This is a genomic window from Nocardioides marinus, from assembly GCF_013408145.1.
GTDB lineage: Bacteria > Actinomycetota > Actinomycetes > Propionibacteriales > Nocardioidaceae > Nocardioides > Nocardioides marinus.
This window is the reverse complement of the sequence record NZ_JACBZI010000001.1, coordinates 589,140-605,517: the sequence shown is the minus strand read 5'-3', so window position 1 is coordinate 605,517 and position 16,378 is coordinate 589,140. Positions and strand designations below refer to the sequence as shown.

The 16,378-nt window shown below is 72.5% G+C and carries 15 protein-coding genes; 5 read left to right on the top strand and 10 right to left on the bottom strand.

All coding sequences use genetic code 11. From position 1 onward, the window contains the following. Positions 1–81: 81 nt before the first annotated feature. Complete coding sequence (locus tag BKA05_RS02970) at positions 82–2,511, bottom strand: hypothetical protein (protein ID WP_179530094.1); 2,430 nt, start codon at positions 2,509–2,511, stop codon at positions 82–84. A 98-nt stretch (positions 2,512–2,609) separates the two neighbouring features. After that, positions 2,610–3,248, bottom strand: coding sequence for a hypothetical protein (locus BKA05_RS02965; RefSeq protein WP_179530093.1), 639 nt, complete (start codon positions 3,246–3,248; stop codon positions 2,610–2,612). A gap of 18 nt (positions 3,249–3,266) precedes the next feature. Between BKA05_RS02965 and BKA05_RS02960 the strand changes: the two genes are divergently transcribed. Further along, positions 3,267–4,385, top strand: coding sequence for an ATP-dependent DNA ligase (locus BKA05_RS02960; protein WP_179530092.1), 1,119 nt, complete (start codon positions 3,267–3,269; stop codon positions 4,383–4,385). A gap of 32 nt (positions 4,386–4,417) precedes the next feature. Next, a complete protein-coding gene (locus tag BKA05_RS02955) occupies positions 4,418–4,966 on the top strand; it encodes a hypothetical protein (RefSeq protein WP_179530091.1) in 549 nt (182 codons plus the stop codon). Between the two features lie 33 nt (positions 4,967–4,999). On the opposite strand, the gene BKA05_RS02950 is transcribed toward BKA05_RS02955, so the two are convergent. Both BKA05_RS02950 and BKA05_RS02945 read right to left on the bottom strand, forming a co-directional pair. Next, a complete protein-coding gene (locus tag BKA05_RS02950; RefSeq protein ID WP_179530090.1) occupies positions 5,000–5,629 on the bottom strand; it encodes a sulfotransferase family 2 domain-containing protein in 630 nt (209 codons plus the stop codon). Positions 5,630–6,012: 383 nt separating this feature from the next. Next, positions 6,013–7,104: a DNA polymerase domain-containing protein gene (locus BKA05_RS02945; protein ID WP_179530089.1), complete on the bottom strand. Its 1,092-nt coding sequence runs from the start codon at positions 7,102–7,104 to the stop codon at positions 6,013–6,015. Between the two features lie 92 nt (positions 7,105–7,196). Between BKA05_RS02945 and BKA05_RS02940 the strand changes: the two genes are divergently transcribed. Next, positions 7,197–8,489, top strand: coding sequence for a GNAT family N-acetyltransferase (locus tag BKA05_RS02940; RefSeq protein ID WP_179530088.1), 1,293 nt, complete (start codon positions 7,197–7,199; stop codon positions 8,487–8,489). Positions 8,490–8,532: 43 nt separating this feature from the next. On the opposite strand, the gene BKA05_RS02935 is transcribed toward BKA05_RS02940, so the two are convergent. Genes BKA05_RS02935 through BKA05_RS02925 form a run of 3 tightly spaced genes read right to left on the bottom strand, consistent with a single transcriptional unit; the run spans position 8,533 to position 11,237 of the window. Next, a complete protein-coding gene (locus tag BKA05_RS02935; RefSeq protein ID WP_179530087.1) occupies positions 8,533–8,892 on the bottom strand; it encodes a hypothetical protein in 360 nt (119 codons plus the stop codon). Beyond that, on the bottom strand, positions 8,893–10,128 hold the full coding sequence (locus BKA05_RS02930) for a fatty acid desaturase family protein (protein ID WP_179530086.1): 1,236 nt from the start codon (positions 10,126–10,128) through the stop codon (positions 8,893–8,895). It lies immediately after the preceding gene. 14 nt (positions 10,129–10,142) lie between these two features. Further along, positions 10,143–11,237, bottom strand: a complete 1,095-nt coding sequence (locus tag BKA05_RS02925) for a ferredoxin reductase (protein WP_179530085.1) — start codon at positions 11,235–11,237, stop codon at positions 10,143–10,145. 192 nt (positions 11,238–11,429) lie between these two features. Here BKA05_RS02925 and msrB point away from each other — a divergent pair, with 192 nt between their 5' ends. Next, positions 11,430–11,849, top strand: a complete 420-nt coding sequence (gene msrB, locus BKA05_RS02920; protein WP_179530084.1) for a peptide-methionine (R)-S-oxide reductase MsrB — start codon at positions 11,430–11,432, stop codon at positions 11,847–11,849. Between the two features lie 18 nt (positions 11,850–11,867). Here the strand turns inward: msrB and BKA05_RS02915 are convergent, their stop codons facing one another. After that, a complete protein-coding gene (locus BKA05_RS02915; protein WP_343045495.1) occupies positions 11,868–13,007 on the bottom strand; it encodes a helix-turn-helix transcriptional regulator in 1,140 nt (379 codons plus the stop codon). Positions 13,008–13,144: 137 nt separating this feature from the next. Here BKA05_RS02915 and BKA05_RS02910 point away from each other — a divergent pair, with 137 nt between their 5' ends. Beyond that, positions 13,145–14,947 carry an FAD-binding protein gene (locus tag BKA05_RS02910; RefSeq protein WP_218842251.1) on the top strand — a complete coding sequence of 601 codons (1,803 nt, stop codon included), beginning with the start codon at positions 13,145–13,147 and terminating at the stop codon, positions 14,945–14,947. A gap of 9 nt (positions 14,948–14,956) precedes the next feature. On the opposite strand, the gene BKA05_RS02905 is transcribed toward BKA05_RS02910, so the two are convergent. Beyond that, positions 14,957–15,616 carry a hypothetical protein gene (locus BKA05_RS02905; protein WP_179530082.1) on the bottom strand — a complete coding sequence of 220 codons (660 nt, stop codon included), beginning with the start codon at positions 15,614–15,616 and terminating at the stop codon, positions 14,957–14,959. 40 nt (positions 15,617–15,656) lie between these two features. Continuing rightward, complete coding sequence (hemQ, locus tag BKA05_RS02900) at positions 15,657–16,367, bottom strand: hydrogen peroxide-dependent heme synthase (protein WP_218842249.1); 711 nt, start codon at positions 16,365–16,367, stop codon at positions 15,657–15,659. Positions 16,368–16,378 lie beyond the last annotated feature (11 nt).

Sequence of the window (16,378 nt, the reverse complement as noted above, 5' to 3'; positions counted from 1 at the left end):
GGACGCAACCTATGCGGTCGCGTCCCGTGCTCGCTCATCCGGGGTTCGCCCCGTCCTGCAGGTGTGACGTGCGCCCCGCGCTCAGCCGAGCGTCCGCTTCGAGCGCGAGACGAGCTTGCCGTCACGGATCCAGCGGACCTCGACGGTGTGCTGGCCGCGGCCCAGGGAGCCGACCGCGGAGGCCAGCGTGAAGGCGGCCGAGCCGTGCTTGGTCACGACCGTGCGCGAGGCCAGCAAGCGCTCGTCGACGTACAGCTCGACCCGCTCGTCGGCCTTGGTGGGGCAGCCGTTCGCGCTGACCGACGCCTTGGTCGGGCACCGGTCGTCGCGGTCGAAGAGGCCGTCGCCGTCGGAGTCGGGGCAGCCGGCACCGGTGCTGGGGCCCTTGGCGGTGCGGCACGCGTCGGCGACGTCCGGGACGCCGTCCTTGTCGGTGTCCTTCACGACGGTGGTCGACTTCGCCGTCACCGTGAAGGTGGTCGGCTCCAGGACCTGCTCCGGGTCGACGGTGACCGACAGGTCGCGCCGTGCCCAGGGGACGGTGATGGTGAGCGAGTTGTCGCCCTCCTTGCGGATCTGGCTGGAGCCGCCGTCGACCGACATGTTGAAGAAGTTGGCCCCGGTCCACTCGAGGGTGACCTCGACGGTGGCCTGCTGCTTCACCGGGACGGTGAAGTACTCGAAGGTGTCCACGGCGCTGACCAGGCCACCGAGGCCGAAGGTGCTCTCGGCAGGCAGCTTGGAGACGCCCCCGTCGGGGGTGATGGTGGTGGTCGTGCGGGTGACCTTCTTCGCCCTCGGCGCGTCCCGGAGGTCACGGGCGGGCATCTTCGGGGCGGCGACCTGGACGCCGAGCGCGTCCGGCACCGAGTCGGCCGTGGCGACCCAGTCGTTGCTGCGCAGGTGGTAGCCGGTGATGGCGTTGACGGTGTACGGCGCGGTGATCTGCTGATCGGCGAGGTAGTCGCGGCGGATCTTGAAGTCGACGGTGTTGTCGTCGTTCCAGACCGCGGTGCCCTCCGGCAGGTAGTAGCCGGTGCCGTTGTCCATCACGACCGGCGTCCCGGAGGTGTCGCCGGTGCCGATGAAGGAGTCGAACCGGCGCCCGTCGATGAGCAGGCTGTAGGCGGCCACCGAGGTCGGGAGTGCAGCCGGGGAGACCTGGCCGACGGTCATGGTGGCGCGGACCCACTTCTTGTCGGTCCGCACGCTCATCGACTCCAGGTCGGTGATCGGCGTGCCGCCGTCGCCGGTGGCGTCCTCGGCCGAGGCCGAGCGCTTCGTCGGCGCCTTGCCGAGGGCGACGTTGGTGGCCTTGCCCTTGACCTTGAGCTTCCCTCCGGACAGCGACACCCTGCCGGTGCGCAGCACCGGGCGGGTGGTCGCCTCGGGGGTCGGGGTGAAGGCGCCGTAGGCCAGCGGGACCGCGCTCTGGTCGGGCTGCGGGCAGTCGGCGGCCGCGCCGGTGGAGGAGGCGTACGCGTGGTCGGCGGGGTGCTGGACCTGGAAGGAGCTGAAGCCGTCGCCGGACAGGTCGTTGGGGACCAGCACGTCCTTGTCGGTGACCTTGCCGTCGCCGTTCACGTCGAGGTACTTGCTCATCCGCAGCGCGAAGCCCTCGACGTCGAGGGTGGAGACGCACTTGGCGAGCCCCGGCGGGTCGGTGCTGTAGGCCATGATGTCGTTGGTGGCCGTCGGGCCCCAGGGGCCGTCGGCGCCGTCGCCGACGTGACCGACGGTCAGGCAGTGGCCGAACTCGTGGGCCACCAGCTCGTAGAGCGGGAAGAAGTCCGAGGCGCCCGGCACCGGGTCGACCGCGCCGTTGACGGCGAAGCAGACGTTGCCGCCGACACCGCCGCAGTCCTCGACGTAGGTGCCGCCGTTCTCCATGCCGTGCTGGTCGAAGCCGTCCTTGTCCTGCCAGGAGGCGAAGTCGAAGGGGTCGTCCTCGACGACGCAGGGCGTGCCCTCGCCGTCGACGATGCCGAGCTCACCGGCGAAGGAGACCGGGTCGATGCCGATCCCGATGCCACCGGCGGGGTTGCTCATGATCACGACGATCTCGGGGTCGACCAGCTGGATCGGCTTGGTCAGCACGCCGGTCGGGTCGACCTTCAGCTCATAGGTCGTGACGTTCATGTCGACGCCCTCGGAGAGCCACTCCATGCCCATCTCGTCGGCGAGGTAGTCCACGCCCTCGCCCCACATCTGCACCGCCTGCTCGGCCACGCGCATGTCGCGCTCGGCCACCGGGGAGACCGGGACGAGCACGGCGACGTCGATCCTGGGGCTGTCGAGCGCGTTCAGCCCGACCTTCATGTGGTAGCAGATGTTGTCCGGGTTGATCGGGTCCCGGTCGACGATGCACCCCGCGGGCAGGGTGCCGTCGCCGAAGGCCGGCCGGACGAAGCTGTCGGAGGGGCTGGAGGACGCCGGCGCGCCGACGCCCATGAGCGCGACGGCCCCGGCGGCGAGCACGACGAGCGAGCGCTTGAGACTTCTGCTGGGCATGCCACGGCCAACGATCCAACGCGCAAGAGGCTATCCACGGATCGGACGAACACGGGCCGATGTGGCCCGGGTCACCCTCCGGGTCACCCCCCGGGGGCTCAGGCGCCGGTGCGGCCCAGGCAGTGCCCGAGCTCGTCGCCGACCAGGCCGAAGGCCTCCATCGGGGTCACTCCCCCGGCCGTGAAGGTCGCGTTGACGGCGACGCAGACCGGCTCGCCGTCGCAGACCGCGTCGAAGGTGCCCTCGGGCAACCGGTGGTGGCTGTCGAACCCCTCGCGCTGGCGCCACGCACCGAACGCGAACACGTCGTCGTACGTCGCGCAGCCGGTGTCGAGACGGGCACCACCGGACTGCGCGGCCTCGGTCGCGACCACCACGACGATCTCCGCCCCGGCCACGTCGACCAGGCCGTCGGGAGCGACCCGCTCGGTGCGCACGACGAGCTCCTTCGGCTCCTCGCCCGCGTCGTCCTCCACCAGGCCGGCCAGGCCGCCCTGCCACATCCGCGCCCCCTCGGTCACCAGCCCCACCGCCCGCTCGGCGTCGCCGCTGTCGGTGGACTCGTCGACGAGCACGACGACCTCGATGGCGTCCTCGGGCACCGCGACCGGCACCGCCCCGGCCCCCGGGTCACCCGTGGGCGCGCCGTCCTCGGTGCCGGTGGTCAGCACGACCGCCACGACCACCCCCGCGGCCGCGAGCCCGAGGACGGCGAGGAGGGTCAGCAGTCGGCGCACGCGACTAGTGTCGCGGACGTGGACCTGCCCGTCATGCCGCCGGTGCGACCGATGCTCGCGAAGTCCGTCAAGGGGGTGCCCGACCCCGACAAGCACGGCGGGCTCTCCTTCGAGCCCAAGTGGGACGGCTTCCGCTGCCTGCTGTTCAAGGACGGCGACGAGGTCGAGCTGACCAGCCGCAACACCAAGCCCCTGACCCGCTACTTCCCCGAGCTCGTCGAGGCCGCGCGCGCCCAGCTGCCCGAGCGGTGCGTGCTCGACGGGGAGGTGTTCGTGGCACTCCCCCGCGAGAGCGGCGGCCGGGAGCTGGAGTTCGAGGTGCTCCAGGAGCGCATCCACCCCGCGGCCTCGCGGATCACCACGCTCAGCGAGCGGACCCCCGCCGAGTACGTCGCGTTCGACCTCCTCGCGCTCGGCGACGAGTCGTGGGTCGACCGGCCCTTCGCCGAGCGGCGCACGGCCCTGGAGCAGGCATGGACCGGCGTACCGTCCGGCCGCTGCCACCTCACCCGCACCACCACCGACCCGGTGGAGGCCCAGCGGTGGTTCGAGCAGTTCGAGGGCGCCGGGCTCGACGGGGTGATCGCCAAGCCGCTGGGCGCGCCGTACGCCGAGAACGCCCGCACGATGCTGAAGATCAAGCACGAGCGCACCGCCGACGTGGTGCTGTGCGGCTACCGCGAGCACAAGACCTCCACGCCCGAGCAGCCGCTGCTCGGGAGCATGCTGCTCGGCCTCTACGACGGCGACCGCCTGCAGCACGTCGGGGTCAGCGCCAGCTTCACCGCGGCCCGTCGCGCCGAGCTGTGGGGCGAGCTGCAGGAGCTGGTCTGCCCGATCGAGGAGCACCCCTGGTCGGCGTGGGCGGGTGGCTCCGGCAGCGACTGGGCGATCGCGAACCCCGACCGGGCGCCCGGGACGCAGAGCCGGTGGAGCCAGGGCAAGGACCTCTCCTTCACCCCGCTGCGACCCGAGCGGGTCCTGGAGGTGAAGTACGACAACATGGAGGGCCGGCGGTTCAGGCACACCGCGCACTTCAAGCGGTGGCGTCCCGACCGCGATCCGCGCTCGTGCGGCTACGAGCAGCTCGACGAGGTCGCCCGCTACGACCTGGCCGACATCCTCGCGGACGGCTGACCGGGGCGCCCGAGCGGGCTATCGTCGAGAGCATGGAGACCTATCCCGTCGTCCTCCTCGTCGAGCAGGCCCTCTCGGCCGCCGACGCGGCGCAGGTCCGCTCCCTGCACGAGGAGCTGGTCGAGGAGGGTCAGCAGGTCAGCTACCACGTGCTGGTGCCGATCCACGACGCCGCCGCCCGGATCGAGGCCGCCATGGGCTCGCTGGCCGGTGGCGAGCTGCTCACCAGCCCGGCCGTGACCATGTCGGAGGTCGACCTGGACTCCGTGCGCGAGGAGTGCCGCCACGCCTCGGAGGAGGAGCTGCAGCGCACGCTGTCCCACCTGGCCGAGGTCGGGGCCGTCGCCACCGGCCGGGTCATCACCGAGCCGCCGATCGACGCGCTGATCGCCGAGGTCGCCTCCATCGACGGCCGTGAGGCGATCATCTTGACCAGGCCGCACGTCGTGGCGGAGTTCTTCCACCTCGACTGGACCTCGCAGGCCCGACGCAAGCTGGGCGTGCCCGTGCTGCACCTGCTCGAGCACGAGTCGATCGAGGAGCAGTCCGCCGGCGGCGGCGAGGGCGCGACCGGCTTCTGAGCCGGACTCGGTGGTCGAGCCGGCGTCGAGACCTCAGAACTCGTACTTGAACCTCTTGAGGTCCTTGGCGAAGACCTCGGCGACCTTGTCGCGCATCTCGTCGGTGTAGTGCTGACGGTAGTCCGCACTGGGGCCGGTGTTGACCTTCAGCGACTCACCCGGCCACTCGAGGCCGATGCGGTCCCAGACCTTCTGCAGGTCGGCGTCGAAGTTCTCCTGGCGACCGATGAAGTCGGCGCGCCGGCCCTGGCCGCGCAGGTAGGTGATCTGGGCCCGGCGCAGCTCGCGCTGCTCGTCGGGGCCGCGCAGCACGAAGCTCTCGAAGTCGGGGTAGTTGGGCAGCACCCGCTTCCACAGCCGGTTCTTGGCCAGCTGCTTGGCGGCCTTGGCGTTGCCCTCGGCGGCCTGCGTCTCGGCGCGGCGCATCATGGCGTACCAGGAGTACATCCGCGCCCAGGGGTTCCGGACGAAACCGAAGATGAAGTACTCCTTCAGCTCCGGGTGCGCCTTCAGCGCCGGCGCCAGCCGGGCGTGCCGCCCGCCGCGCAGGCCCTGCAGGTAGGTGACGTCGGGGATCGCCTCCTCGAGCATCCGGTCGATGGTCGACCCACCGGTCTTCTGCACGTGCACGAAGAGCACGCGTCGCTCGTGGGACACCATCATGCGGCGCACACTACCGGTGGCCCGGTGCGAGCCCACGCTCCTCCCCGCCCCTGACCCGGCCCGGTCCGCGTCCGACTCACCCTCGCCTCGACGGCCGACCCCCACCCGGGTTTTTGTTACCCATTTGTGGATCTGGTGAGGGCCGGGCGCTACCTCGACCTCCCTACCGTATTTCTCACGAGGTCCGCCGGGGGGCGGCCTCGGACCTGGACCAGGATCGACGCCCCGCGAGGCTGGGGGGCACGCGGATCGCGTCGGTGGGACCAGGGTGGCTCCGGGGGGAGCCGAGATACACGCAGACGGCCCGCCCGAGCTCAGCTCGGGCGGGCCGCCGCCTTCTCCGGCAGTTCTCGGCCGCTCCGGCCGCAGCCCTGGCCTCGGGCTCAGCCGATGCGGTTGCCGTCGTCGTCCCAGTGCTCGGCGACCTTCTTGCTGGGCTGAACGCGGGGCGGCTCTCCGGGCATCTTGGGGTAGTCCGGGGGGAAGTTCAGCTCCCCGCCGGGCAGCGTCTCCCACAGCTCCAGGAGCGGCTCGAGGGAGAAGGCCTCGTCGTCGATGGTGGCCCAGGCGTCGCCCTCGGAGGCCAGCCGCTCCGGCACGGTCACCAGGTTGAGGTCGCGCGGGTCCCTCACCTCGGCCAGCTCCGCCCAGGTGAGCGGGGTGCTGACGGGGGCACCGGGCTTGGGCCGCAGGGAGTAGGCCGAGGCGATGGTGCGGTCGCGGTTGTTCTGGTTGTAGTCGACGAAGATCCGCTCCCCCCGCTCCTCCTTCCACCACGCGGTGGTCACCTGGTCGTCGCGCTGCTCGAGCGCCCGGCCGAAGCCGATGGCGGCGTGCCGCAGGTCGGTGAACTCCCACCGCGGCTCGATGCGGACGTAGACGTGCACACCCCGGTTGCCCGAGGTCTTCGGGTAGCCGCGCAGCCCGAGCTCCTCGAGCAGCTCGCGGGCCACGTCGGCGACGCGCACCGCGTCGGAGAAGGTGGTGCCCGGCTGCGGGTCGAGGTCGATGCGCAGCTCGTCGGGGCGGTCGAGGCTGGCGGGGTCCTCGGTGCGGCGTACCGGCCAGGGGTGGAAGGTGATCGTGCCCATGTGGGCGCACCACACCGGCACCGCGATCTCGGTCGGGCAGATCTCGTCGGCGGTCCGCCCCGAGGGGAACGTGACGGTGGCGGTCTCGAGGTAGTCAGGAGCGCCCTTGGGGACCCGCTTCTGGTAGAACGCGTCGGCCTTGGAGTCCTGCGGACCGGTCGCCAGCCGCATCCCCTCGCGTACGCCGGAGGGCCAGCGCTCCAGGGCCGTCGGCCGGTCGCGCAGCGCGCGCATCAGGCCGTCCCCGACCGACGCGACGTACTCGGCGACCATCAGCTTGGTGACCTCGGGCGTCCGGTCGGTCGCCTCGTAGATCACCCGGTCGGGGCTGCTGACCCGCACCGCACGACCGCCCGCCTCGACCTCTGCCGCCTTCGCCGCCATGGCGCGACCCTAGGCGCTGACGCCGACGCCGGGGCACCATCCGGCGGCAATTGCCTGGCACCGGCAGCCGCGGCGCTCCTACGGTGGGGCCCGTGAGCAACGACGCCCATCCGGACCTGATCCTCGGCACCCTCGACGTGCACGCCACCGACGAGGAGACCCTCGCCGCGCTGCACGCCTACGGCGACGCGTGGAGCACCGCGTTTCTCGAGGGTCGTCTCGACGAGGAGAAGCGCAAGCGGTGGCTGACCCACAGCCGCGCCGACGACGTCACGTTCCGCTTCGCGCGGCCGCGCTCGACCGTGGCCGGCCCGTCGCGGCCGGTGGCGACCTTCTCCTCCTGGGACCAGGAGATGAACGTCGGCGGCCCCGAGCTGCTGCCGCTGCGGATGATCACCGACGTGACGGTCGCACCGACGCACCGCCGTCGTGGACTGCTCAGGAGGTTGATGAGCGAGGACCTCGCCGACGCCGCCGCGAAGGGCGTCCCGCTGGCCGCGCTCACCGTCTCGGAGGGGTCGATCTACGGACGGTTCGGGTTCGGCCCGGCCACCCGGCTGCGCTCGGTCGAGGTGGACGTGCGGCCCGGTCGGTTCCGGCTGCGCCACGACGCCACCGACGAGCCGGGCTCGCTGCAGCTGGTCGAGCCCAAGGACGCCTACCCGCTCACGCGCGAGGTGTACGCCGAGCACCTGGCCCGCACCCGCGGCGAGGTCGCGCGGCCCGCGTTCTACGAGCAGGTCTTCAGCGGCGACTTCAACTGGGAGACCGGCGGGCCGGACCGGGTGCTGTCCACGGTGCTGCACCTCGACGCCGACGGACGTGCGGACGGCTACTGCACCTACCGGGTCAAGGAGGGCGAGACCCACGACCAGCACCACATCCGCGTCGCCGACATGGTCGCGCTGACACCTGCTGCGCACCTGCGGCTGTGGCAGTTCCTCGCCGACGTGGACCTGATCTCCCACGTCCGGGCCCGGGTGCTCCTCGACGACCCGCTCGACCACGCGGTGGTCGACCCGCGCACGGTCGAGACCAAGGAGCAGCGCGACATGCTCTGGCTGCGCATCCTGGACCTCCCGACCGCGCTCGAGGCCCGGCCGTGGCGCGAGGACGCCTCGGTGGTGCTGGAGGTCGCCGACGACCTGGGACACATCGCCGGGCGCTGGCGGATCAGCACCGACAAGGGGCGCGCCCGGGTCGAGCGCACCGAGGACTCCCCCGGCGTCGCGCTGTCCGCCGAGACCCTGGCCACGCTCTACCTCGGCGACCGGCTGGTGCCGACCATGGCGGCCGCCGGCCGGGTCACCGGGCCGGACGTGGAGACGTTCGCCGCGATGGCCGACCACGCCGGCCCCGCGCCGTACTGCCGCACGGGGTTCTGATCGCTCCGGCGCCAGCCTGTCGAGACCCGGTCGATGATCGGAGTCAGTCAGCGAGGAGCGCGCTGGGCTGGAAGGTGGGTCGCCGGTCCAGGTCGTCCTTGGTGGGGCGGACGAACTCGAAGGCGGCCGTGCGGACCACCCGCCACGACGGCTCGGCCGCGGCCAGGCCCTCCGCGCACGCCTCGTGCAGCGGCGGGGCGTGGAAGGCGTTGCGGGCCACCTCGAGGTCGTCCCCGACGAAGGCGATCGGCCGCCCGAGCGACTCCGCGCACGCCCCGCAGATGCGGGAGAGAGCGCACTGGGTCACGCGGACGCCGACCAGCTCGCGACGGCCGTCGGCCCCGGCCTCCCACGCGAACGGCGCGGAGACCGGGTCGACGGCACGACTGAGACCGCGCAGCATCTACGACGCCCGCTGCTGGCGGGACCACCCGCCGAGCTCGCTGCGCCGCGGCGGCCGCTCGGCGTCGGACTTGCGGCCCTTGTCGACCGGCGGCGCCTCCACCGAGTCGGGTCGGGTCGGCGGCTGCGGCGGCTTGTCGGAGCTGGTGAACCGGTTGGGCAACGAGAGCTTCATGATCGTGCGCAGCGCCTGGCCGTACTGCTTGTGCAGCGGTCCGATGGTGTAGGGGATGTCGTACTGGGCGCAGAGCTCCTTCACGCGCTCGGCGATCTCGGCGTACCGGTTGCTCGGCAGGTCGGGGAAGAGGTGGTGCTCGATCTGGAAGCCGAGGTTGCCCGAGAGGATGTGCAGCAGCGGACCGCCCTCGAAGTTGGCGGCGCCGAGGATCTGCCGGAGGTACCACTCGGCGCGGGTCTCGTCCTCGATCTCCTCCTCGGTGAAGTGCATCGCCCCGTCGGGGAAGTGACCGCAGAAGATGATGACGTAGGACCACAGGTTGCGGGTGAGGTTGGCGGTCGCGTTGGCGGTGAGCGTGGTGCGCCACCGCGGCCCGGACAGCGCCGGGTAGACGACGTAGTCCTTGAGGATCTGGTTGCGTCCCTTGCGCAGGATCTGGCCCAGCTGCCGCTTCATCTCCGCGGGGTCCTTCTCGCCCTTGCGGATGCGCTCGATGTCGAGGTCGTGCAGGGCGACGCCCCACTGGAACAGCGTGGCCAGCGCCGCGTTGTAGACCGGCTGCCCCAGGTTGGCGGGGTTCCAGCGCTGCTCGCGGGCCATCCGCAGGATGCCGTAGCCGATGTCGTTGTCGTAGCCGAGCACGTTGGTGAACTGGTGGTGCACGTAGTTGTGGGAGTGCTTCCACTGCTCGGCCGGCTGAGCGGTGTCCCACTCCCAGTTGGAGGAGTGGATCTCCGGGTCGTTCATCCAGTCCCACTGCCCGTGCATGACGTTGTGGCCGATCTCCATGTTCTCGAGGATCTTGGCCAGGCCGAGCAGCGCGGCCCCGGCGACCGCACCGGGGACGCGGGTCTTCCTGGAGTGCGGGGTGAGCATGAGCGTGAGCCGCCCGGCGGCGGCCAGCCCGCGCTGCACCTTGATCATCCGGTGGATGTACGCCGCGTCGTCGGCGCCCCGGGAGGCCTCCACCTCCTCGCGGATCCTGTCGAGCTCACGGCCGAGCTCCTCGACCTGCTCGTCGGTGAGGTGCATGTACTCGGTGACGTCACTGATGGCCATGGTGGTCCTTCCGGTCAGATGTCGAAGGTGCAGTCGCCGACGGCGGCGGTCACGCAGGTCTGCACCTGCTCGTTGGTCTGGTCGAACTCATCGCCGTTGCGCAGGTCGCGGACCCGGCCCGAGACGAGGGTGAGGGTGCAGGTGTGGCAGATGCCCATCCGGCAGCCGTAGGGCATGCCGACGCCGGCCTGCTCGCCCGCCTCGAGGACGGTGGTGGCGCCGTCGGCCTCGATCGTCTTGTTGCTGTTGCGGAAGGTCAGCGTGCCGCCCTCCCCGCCCTCGCCGCCGAGCTGCAGGGTGAAGCGCTCGAGGTGCAGCTGCTCCTCGAGCCCCTCTCGCTCGAAGTGCTCGGTGATCGCGTCGAGCATCGGCGCCGGCCCGCAGGCGTAGGTCTCGCGCTCGCGCCAGTCGGGGCAGAAGGCGTCGAGACCACGCTCGGCGTGGGCGAGCTCGAGCATCCCCTCGGTGTCGGTGTGCAGGCGGTGCAGGTGGAAGGAGTCGTGCTTCTCCTCCAGCGCCAGCAGCTCGTCGCGGAAGATCATCCGCTCCTCGGTGGGGCTGGAGTAGTGCATGACCACCTCGGTCCCCTCAGGTCCGAGGTGGCCGCGGCGGTCCATGGTGCGCAGCATCGCCATCACCGGGGTGACCCCGCTGCCCCCCACCAGGAACAGCATCCGCGCCGGAGGCGGGTCCGGCAGGACGAAGTCGCCCTCGGGGGCCGCCAGCCGGACGATGGTGCCCGGCGTCAGGCTCACCAGGTGGCCCGACAGCTTGCCCTCGGGCATGGCGCGGATCGTGATCGCGATGTGGCGCCCGGAGCGCCGGGGCGCCGAGGAGATGGAGTAGGAGCGCCACTGGAACCGGCCGTCGACCTGGACGCCGATCCCGACGTACTGGCCGGGGCGGTGGTCGAAGCGCCAGCCCCAGCCGGGACGGATCACGAGCGTGGCGGCGTCCTCGGTCTCCTCGACCACCTTCTCGATGCGCCCGCGCAGCTCGCGCTGGCTCCACAGCGGGTTGATGAACCTCAGGTAGTCGTCGGGGTGCAGCGGCGTGGTCAGCTTCGAGCCGGCCTGCCGCACCCGCTCCCAGGGGATCGTGCTCGTCATCTGACCTCCGTCGTCTCGCCGTGGACCCGCCCGTGACCCGACCCAGTGAACAACTGTTCTCTTTACTTGGTCAACGCCCCCATCCGGGTGAGGAGCGCCGAGGCGGCGTCGAGGGCCCCAAGGGGGGAGCCGTCACGGGTTCGTCACCTCGGGCGCGGGGGCGGGCTGGGGCGGCGGACTACCGTGGTGGCCATGGGGTACGACGTGGAGAAGACCGACGAGCAGTGGCGGGCCGAGCTCTCGCCGACCGAGTACGCCGTGCTGCGCGAGGCCGGCACCGAGCGGGCCTTCGTGGGCCGACTGACCGACACCGAGACCGTCGGGGTTTACCGGTGCAAGGCGTGCGACGCGAAGCTCTTCGAGTCCGAGACCAAGTTCCACTCCGGCTGCGGCTGGCCGTCGTTCTACCAGGCCGTCCCCGACACGGTGGAGGAGCGCGAGGACACCTCGCACGGCATGCGCCGCGTCGAGGTGCTGTGCCGGGCGTGCGGCTCCCACCTCGGACACGTCTTCCCCGACGGCTACGGCACCCCCACCGGCGACCGCTACTGCATCAACTCCGTCAGCCTGACCCTCGAGCCGGCCGACGGGTCGGGGCCGGTGGCGGGCTGAGGCCCCCGGCGGGGGGGGCTAGGAGACGTACCACCCGTCCACGCCGACCTCCTCGCCGAAGCGGGGCTGGTACTGGTCGAAGAAGACCCGGGAGACCAGCTCCCGGCGGCTGCGCACGTCGGCCTTGGTGAAGACCGCCTTGAGGTGGTCCTGCACCGTGTACGTCGACAGGTGCAGCGTCGCCGCGATCTCCTTGGTGTCCACCCCCTGGAGGACCAGCTGGGTGACGTCGCGCTCCCGCGCGGTGAGGTCGAAGGCCGCCACCACGAGCGGCACGATCTCCGGTGGGCGGGCCTCCTCGATCGTCACCACGACCTGGTCGGTGAGCCCGTCGGGCCCGGTGAGGGGCGTCGCGTTGAGCACCAGCCACATGCCGTTGCGCGCCCGCAGCCGTGAGCGCGGCGGCGTGGTCGTCTCCCCCGCGGCGTAGCGGCGCGCGGCCCCGACCAGGGCGGCCACCGCACTGATCGCGGCACCGCTGTGGGCGCCGGTCACGAGCTCCTCGATCCACGCCTCGGCGCCGAGGCTCATCTGCAGCACCTCGCCGTCGCGACCCACGATCACGACCCCGGGACCGTGCGGCCGCTCACCGGGGAGGACCTCCGCCGCCGAGGCCAGCAGCCCCGACCGCACCCCGCGGGCGAGGAACGGGGACAGCCCGGCGAGCAGGTCGACCTCGCCCGGCGTGAAGTGGTCGCCGTCGCCGCGGAACATCGCGACCGCGCCCCAGCAGCGGCCGTCCTCGAGGAAGAGCCCGCGCAGCTCGTCGTCGAAGCCGAAGTAGGGCCGCATGAACTCCGCCATCCGGCGTGAGGCGGCCACGTCGCCGCCGGTCACCTGGTGGACCGAGGCGGCGACCCGGCCCGTCTCGGTCATCCGTACGAACGTCGTCTCCTCGACGTCGCCGAACTCCCGCAGCCCCCACTCGTGGTCGTGGGTGTTGCGGTGCACGAGGTCGCCGTACTTCCGCGAGCTGGTGACCAGTCCGGTCGCCGGGTCCGCGGTGGCCACGCAGGCCCCCTCGGTGGGCAGCACCCGGCCCAGGGAGTCCAGCACCTCCGCGAAGAACTCATCGACGCACAGGCCGGCCCGCGACAGGCAGTCGACGTCGCGGGTCACCCGCTCGACGGCGAGCGGCGTCAGGGTCGTGGGGGGCACGCATCGATTGTGCGGAGCACCCGGCGCACCCGGCATCCCACAAATCTGGGTGGTCCAGCCCACCCAGGGTCCCCACCCGGAAAGACCCCGCATCTGCGGGATGGTCCACCGCACCCCACGGGCCCGACGGTGGAGACGTGACCAGCACGCCCACCCCGACCGGCAGCCCGATCCCGCTCCCGCCCCAGGCCTCCCTGGACGGGCACGGCCGGCTGCTGCACGAGGACGACCCGGCCGCCCAGCTCGCCCTGAGCCTGGCGGGGATCGAGGGCTGCCTGGCCGCTGCCGGGCTCGGCCCGGACGACCTGGCCAGCCTGCGGGTCACCACCGTCGACCACGACCGGATCGGGCCGGTCCTCGACGTGCTCACCGAGCGCTTCGCCCAGACCGGCGCGAGGCCGCTCCTCACCGTCGAGCAGGTCGAGCAGCTGACCCCGCCGGGGCTGCTGGTGCGCCTCGACGGCACCGCCTGCCGCCCGACCGGGCCGGCACCCACCACCCCGGGGACCCCGGGACCCCTCACGAGAGAGAACCCCATGACCACCACCACCCACCGCACCGAGCCCGACCACACCGCGCCCGACCACACCGCCCTGCTCGGGGCCGCGCCGGGCCGGGTGCACCTGCCCGGCACCCCCGAGTACGACGCCGCCCGGGTGCCCTGGAACCTCGCCGTCGACCAGCGACCCGCCGCCGTGGCGACACCGCACACGGTCGAGGAGGTCGTCGCCCTCGTCCGCACCGCCCGCCGGCTCGGCCTGCGGGTGGCCCCGCAGAGCACCGGCCACGGCGCGGCGCCGCTCCAGGGCCGGCTCGCGGGCTCGCTGCTGCTGCGGATGCACGAGCTCACCGGCGTACAGGTCGACGGCGCGGCGCGCACCGCCCGCGTCGTCGGCGGCACCACCTGGGCGCCGGTGGTGCGGGCCGCCGCCGAGCACGGCCTCACCGCGGCCCACGGCAGCGCGCCCGACGTGGGCGTCGTCGGCTACACGCTCTCGGGCGGGATGTCGTTCTACGGCCGCCAGCACGGCCTGGCCGTCAACCACGTCCGCGCCGTCGAGCTGGTCACCCCCGACGGCCGGCTGGTGCGGTGCTCGGCGACCGAGGAGACCGAGCTGTTCTGGGCCGTGCGCGGCGCCGGGGGCAACCTCGGTGTCGTCGTCGCGCTGGAGATCGACCTGCTCCCCCACCCCGACGTGCACGCCGGGATGCTGCTGTGGGACGCGTCGGCCACCGACCGCGTGGTCTCGGGCTGGGCCCGCTGGGTCCAGGGCCTGCCCGAGTCGGTGACGACCTCGCTGCGGGTGATGCACTTCCCGCCGATCCCGGAGCTGCCGCCGTTCCTGTCCGGGCGCGACGTCGTCGTCATCGACGGGGCCGTGCTGGAGGGCGACGCCGAGGCCTCCCGGCTGCTGTCGCCGCTGCGCGACCTCGCACCCGAGCTGGACACCTTCGGCCGGGTGCCTGCACCCGCGCTGCTCGACGTGCACATGGACCCGCCGGCCCCGACGCCGGCCGGCACCGCGCACGCGGTGCTCCGGCACCTCGACGTGGCCGGTGCGGCCGCCTTCGCCCGGGCCTCGCTCGAGCCGTCGGGGTTGATGTTCACCGAGCTGCGCCACGTCGGCGGAGCGTTCGGCCGCGCGCCGGAGTCGGCCGGGGCGCTCGGGTCGCTGGCCGGTGACCTGGTGCTGCACTGCGTCGGGGTCGCCCCGACCCCGGAGGCGTTCGCGGCGGTCCAGCGCGACTCGGCGGCCGTGCTCGCCGCGATGCGGCCCTGGGGGGTCGCCGGTCGGTCGCTGACCTTCACCGACGAGCCGGGACCGCAGCCCGGGGCGTGCGCGGACGCGTTCGGGGCGGGTGCCTGGGCCCGGGTCGCCGAGGTGCGTCGCTCCGTCGACCCCGGCGGGGTCATGCAGGCCTCGGTCGAGGTCGGCTGAGCCCGCGGCTCAGCCCCTGCGCGGGAGCAGGGCCGGCACCACCACGACGACGTGCTCGCCGTAGGTGGCGTCGGCCCACTCCTGCAGGGAGCCGTCGTCGAAGGGGACGTCGACGTAGACCTGCTGCTCGGTCGGGTAGGCGCCCTGCGCCCCCGAGACGCCGGGCAGCTCGGCGGCGACCTCCTCGGCGATGACCTTCAGGTCCGCGGGGCTCGGCGGGTCGGTGGGCAGCGGGTCCGGCGAGGGCTCCTCGACCATGACGTCGTACAGCGCGGCCGGGACGGCGTCGGAGACCGTGAGGGCCGTGCCGTCCCACGAGCCGGAGAGCGCGAAGGAGCCCCAACGGACCCTGCCCTGCTTCTCGTGCATGGAGTGCTCGGACCAGTCCCAGCCGAGCACCTCGGGGCCGCCGCACTGCGGGGGCCAGGACTCCGCGATCGCGCCGAGGCAGACCTCGGGGCCGTCGCCGGTGTCCATCACCATCACCAGGCCGCGGGTCCGGACGTCGGCGGGCAGGTCCAGGGCCGGTGCGCCGGTCGGCGCGTCGGGGGCGGGGTCGCGGGCCACCGCACCCTCGTCACCACCGCTGCAGGCGGTCGCGGTGAGCAGGACGGCGGCGGCCAGCGCGGCGAGCCGCAGGGGCGTGGGCACGGAGGTCCGGAGGGTCATGCCGCTCCGACGCCTGGGGCGCACCCGTGGTTCCCCACGGTCAGGGCAGCCGGTCGACCAGCTCGGCGATCGGCGTGAGCGCACCGGTGTAGAACGGGATCTCCTCGCGCACGTGGCGACGGGCGGTGGAGCCGCGCAGGTGCCGCATCAGGTCGACGATGCGGTAGAGCTCGTCGGCCTCGAAGGCCAGCAGCCACTCGTAGTCGCCGAGCGCGAACGAGGCGACGGTGTTGGCGCGGACGTCCTTGTAGTCGCGGGCCATCTTGCCGTGCTCGGCGAGCATCGCGCGGCGCTCCTCGTCCTCGAGGAGGTACCACTCGTAGGAGCGGACGAACGGGTAGACGCACACGTGCTTCTTGGCGTCCTCGTCGGCGAGGAAGGCCGGCACGTGCGACTTGTTGAACTCCGCCGGACGGTGCAGCGCCATCTGCGACCAGACCGGGTCGAGGCGGGCACCGAAGGCCGTGCGGCGGAAGCGGTGGTACGCCGACTGCAGCTCCTCGCTGGTGGTCGCGTGGGTCCACACCATCACGTCGGCGTCGGCGCGCAGGCCGCTGACGTCGTAGACGCCGCGCACGACCGTGTCGGACTCGTCGAGCTCGGCGAACAGCTTCTCGACCTCGGCGCCCTCGGCGGCCCGGTCGGCGTCCGGGCCCAGCACGTCACGCAGCCGGAAGACCGACCACATGGTGTAGCGGATCGAGTCGTTGATCTCGCGCACCCGGGCGGCGTTGGACTTGGTCTCGCTCATGGCTCCCATTG

Bases quoted from the DNA above. Each gene is read 5' to 3' on its own strand.
- BKA05_RS02905 (WP_179530082.1), bottom strand. From the start codon at position 15,616: ATGACCCTCCGGACCTCCGTGCCCACGCCCCTGCGGCTCGCCGCGCTG.
- BKA05_RS02945 (WP_179530089.1), bottom strand. From the start codon at position 7,104: ATGGCGGCGAAGGCGGCAGAGGTCGAGGCGGGCGGTCGTGCGGTGCGG.
- BKA05_RS02930 (WP_179530086.1), bottom strand. From the start codon at position 10,128: ATGGCCATCAGTGACGTCACCGAGTACATGCACCTCACCGACGAGCAG.
- BKA05_RS02970 (WP_179530094.1), bottom strand. From the start codon at position 2,511: ATGCCCAGCAGAAGTCTCAAGCGCTCGCTCGTCGTGCTCGCCGCCGGG.
- BKA05_RS02925 (WP_179530085.1), bottom strand. From the start codon at position 11,237: ATGACGAGCACGATCCCCTGGGAGCGGGTGCGGCAGGCCGGCTCGAAG.
- BKA05_RS02950 (WP_179530090.1), bottom strand. From the start codon at position 5,629: ATGATGGTGTCCCACGAGCGACGCGTGCTCTTCGTGCACGTGCAGAAG.
- BKA05_RS02935 (WP_179530087.1), bottom strand. From the start codon at position 8,892: ATGCTGCGCGGTCTCAGTCGTGCCGTCGACCCGGTCTCCGCGCCGTTC.
- BKA05_RS02955 (WP_179530091.1), top strand. From the start codon at position 4,418: ATGGAGACCTATCCCGTCGTCCTCCTCGTCGAGCAGGCCCTCTCGGCC.
- hemQ (WP_218842249.1), bottom strand. From the start codon at position 16,367: ATGAGCGAGACCAAGTCCAACGCCGCCCGGGTGCGCGAGATCAACGAC.
- msrB (WP_179530084.1), top strand. From the start codon at position 11,430: ATGGGGTACGACGTGGAGAAGACCGACGAGCAGTGGCGGGCCGAGCTC.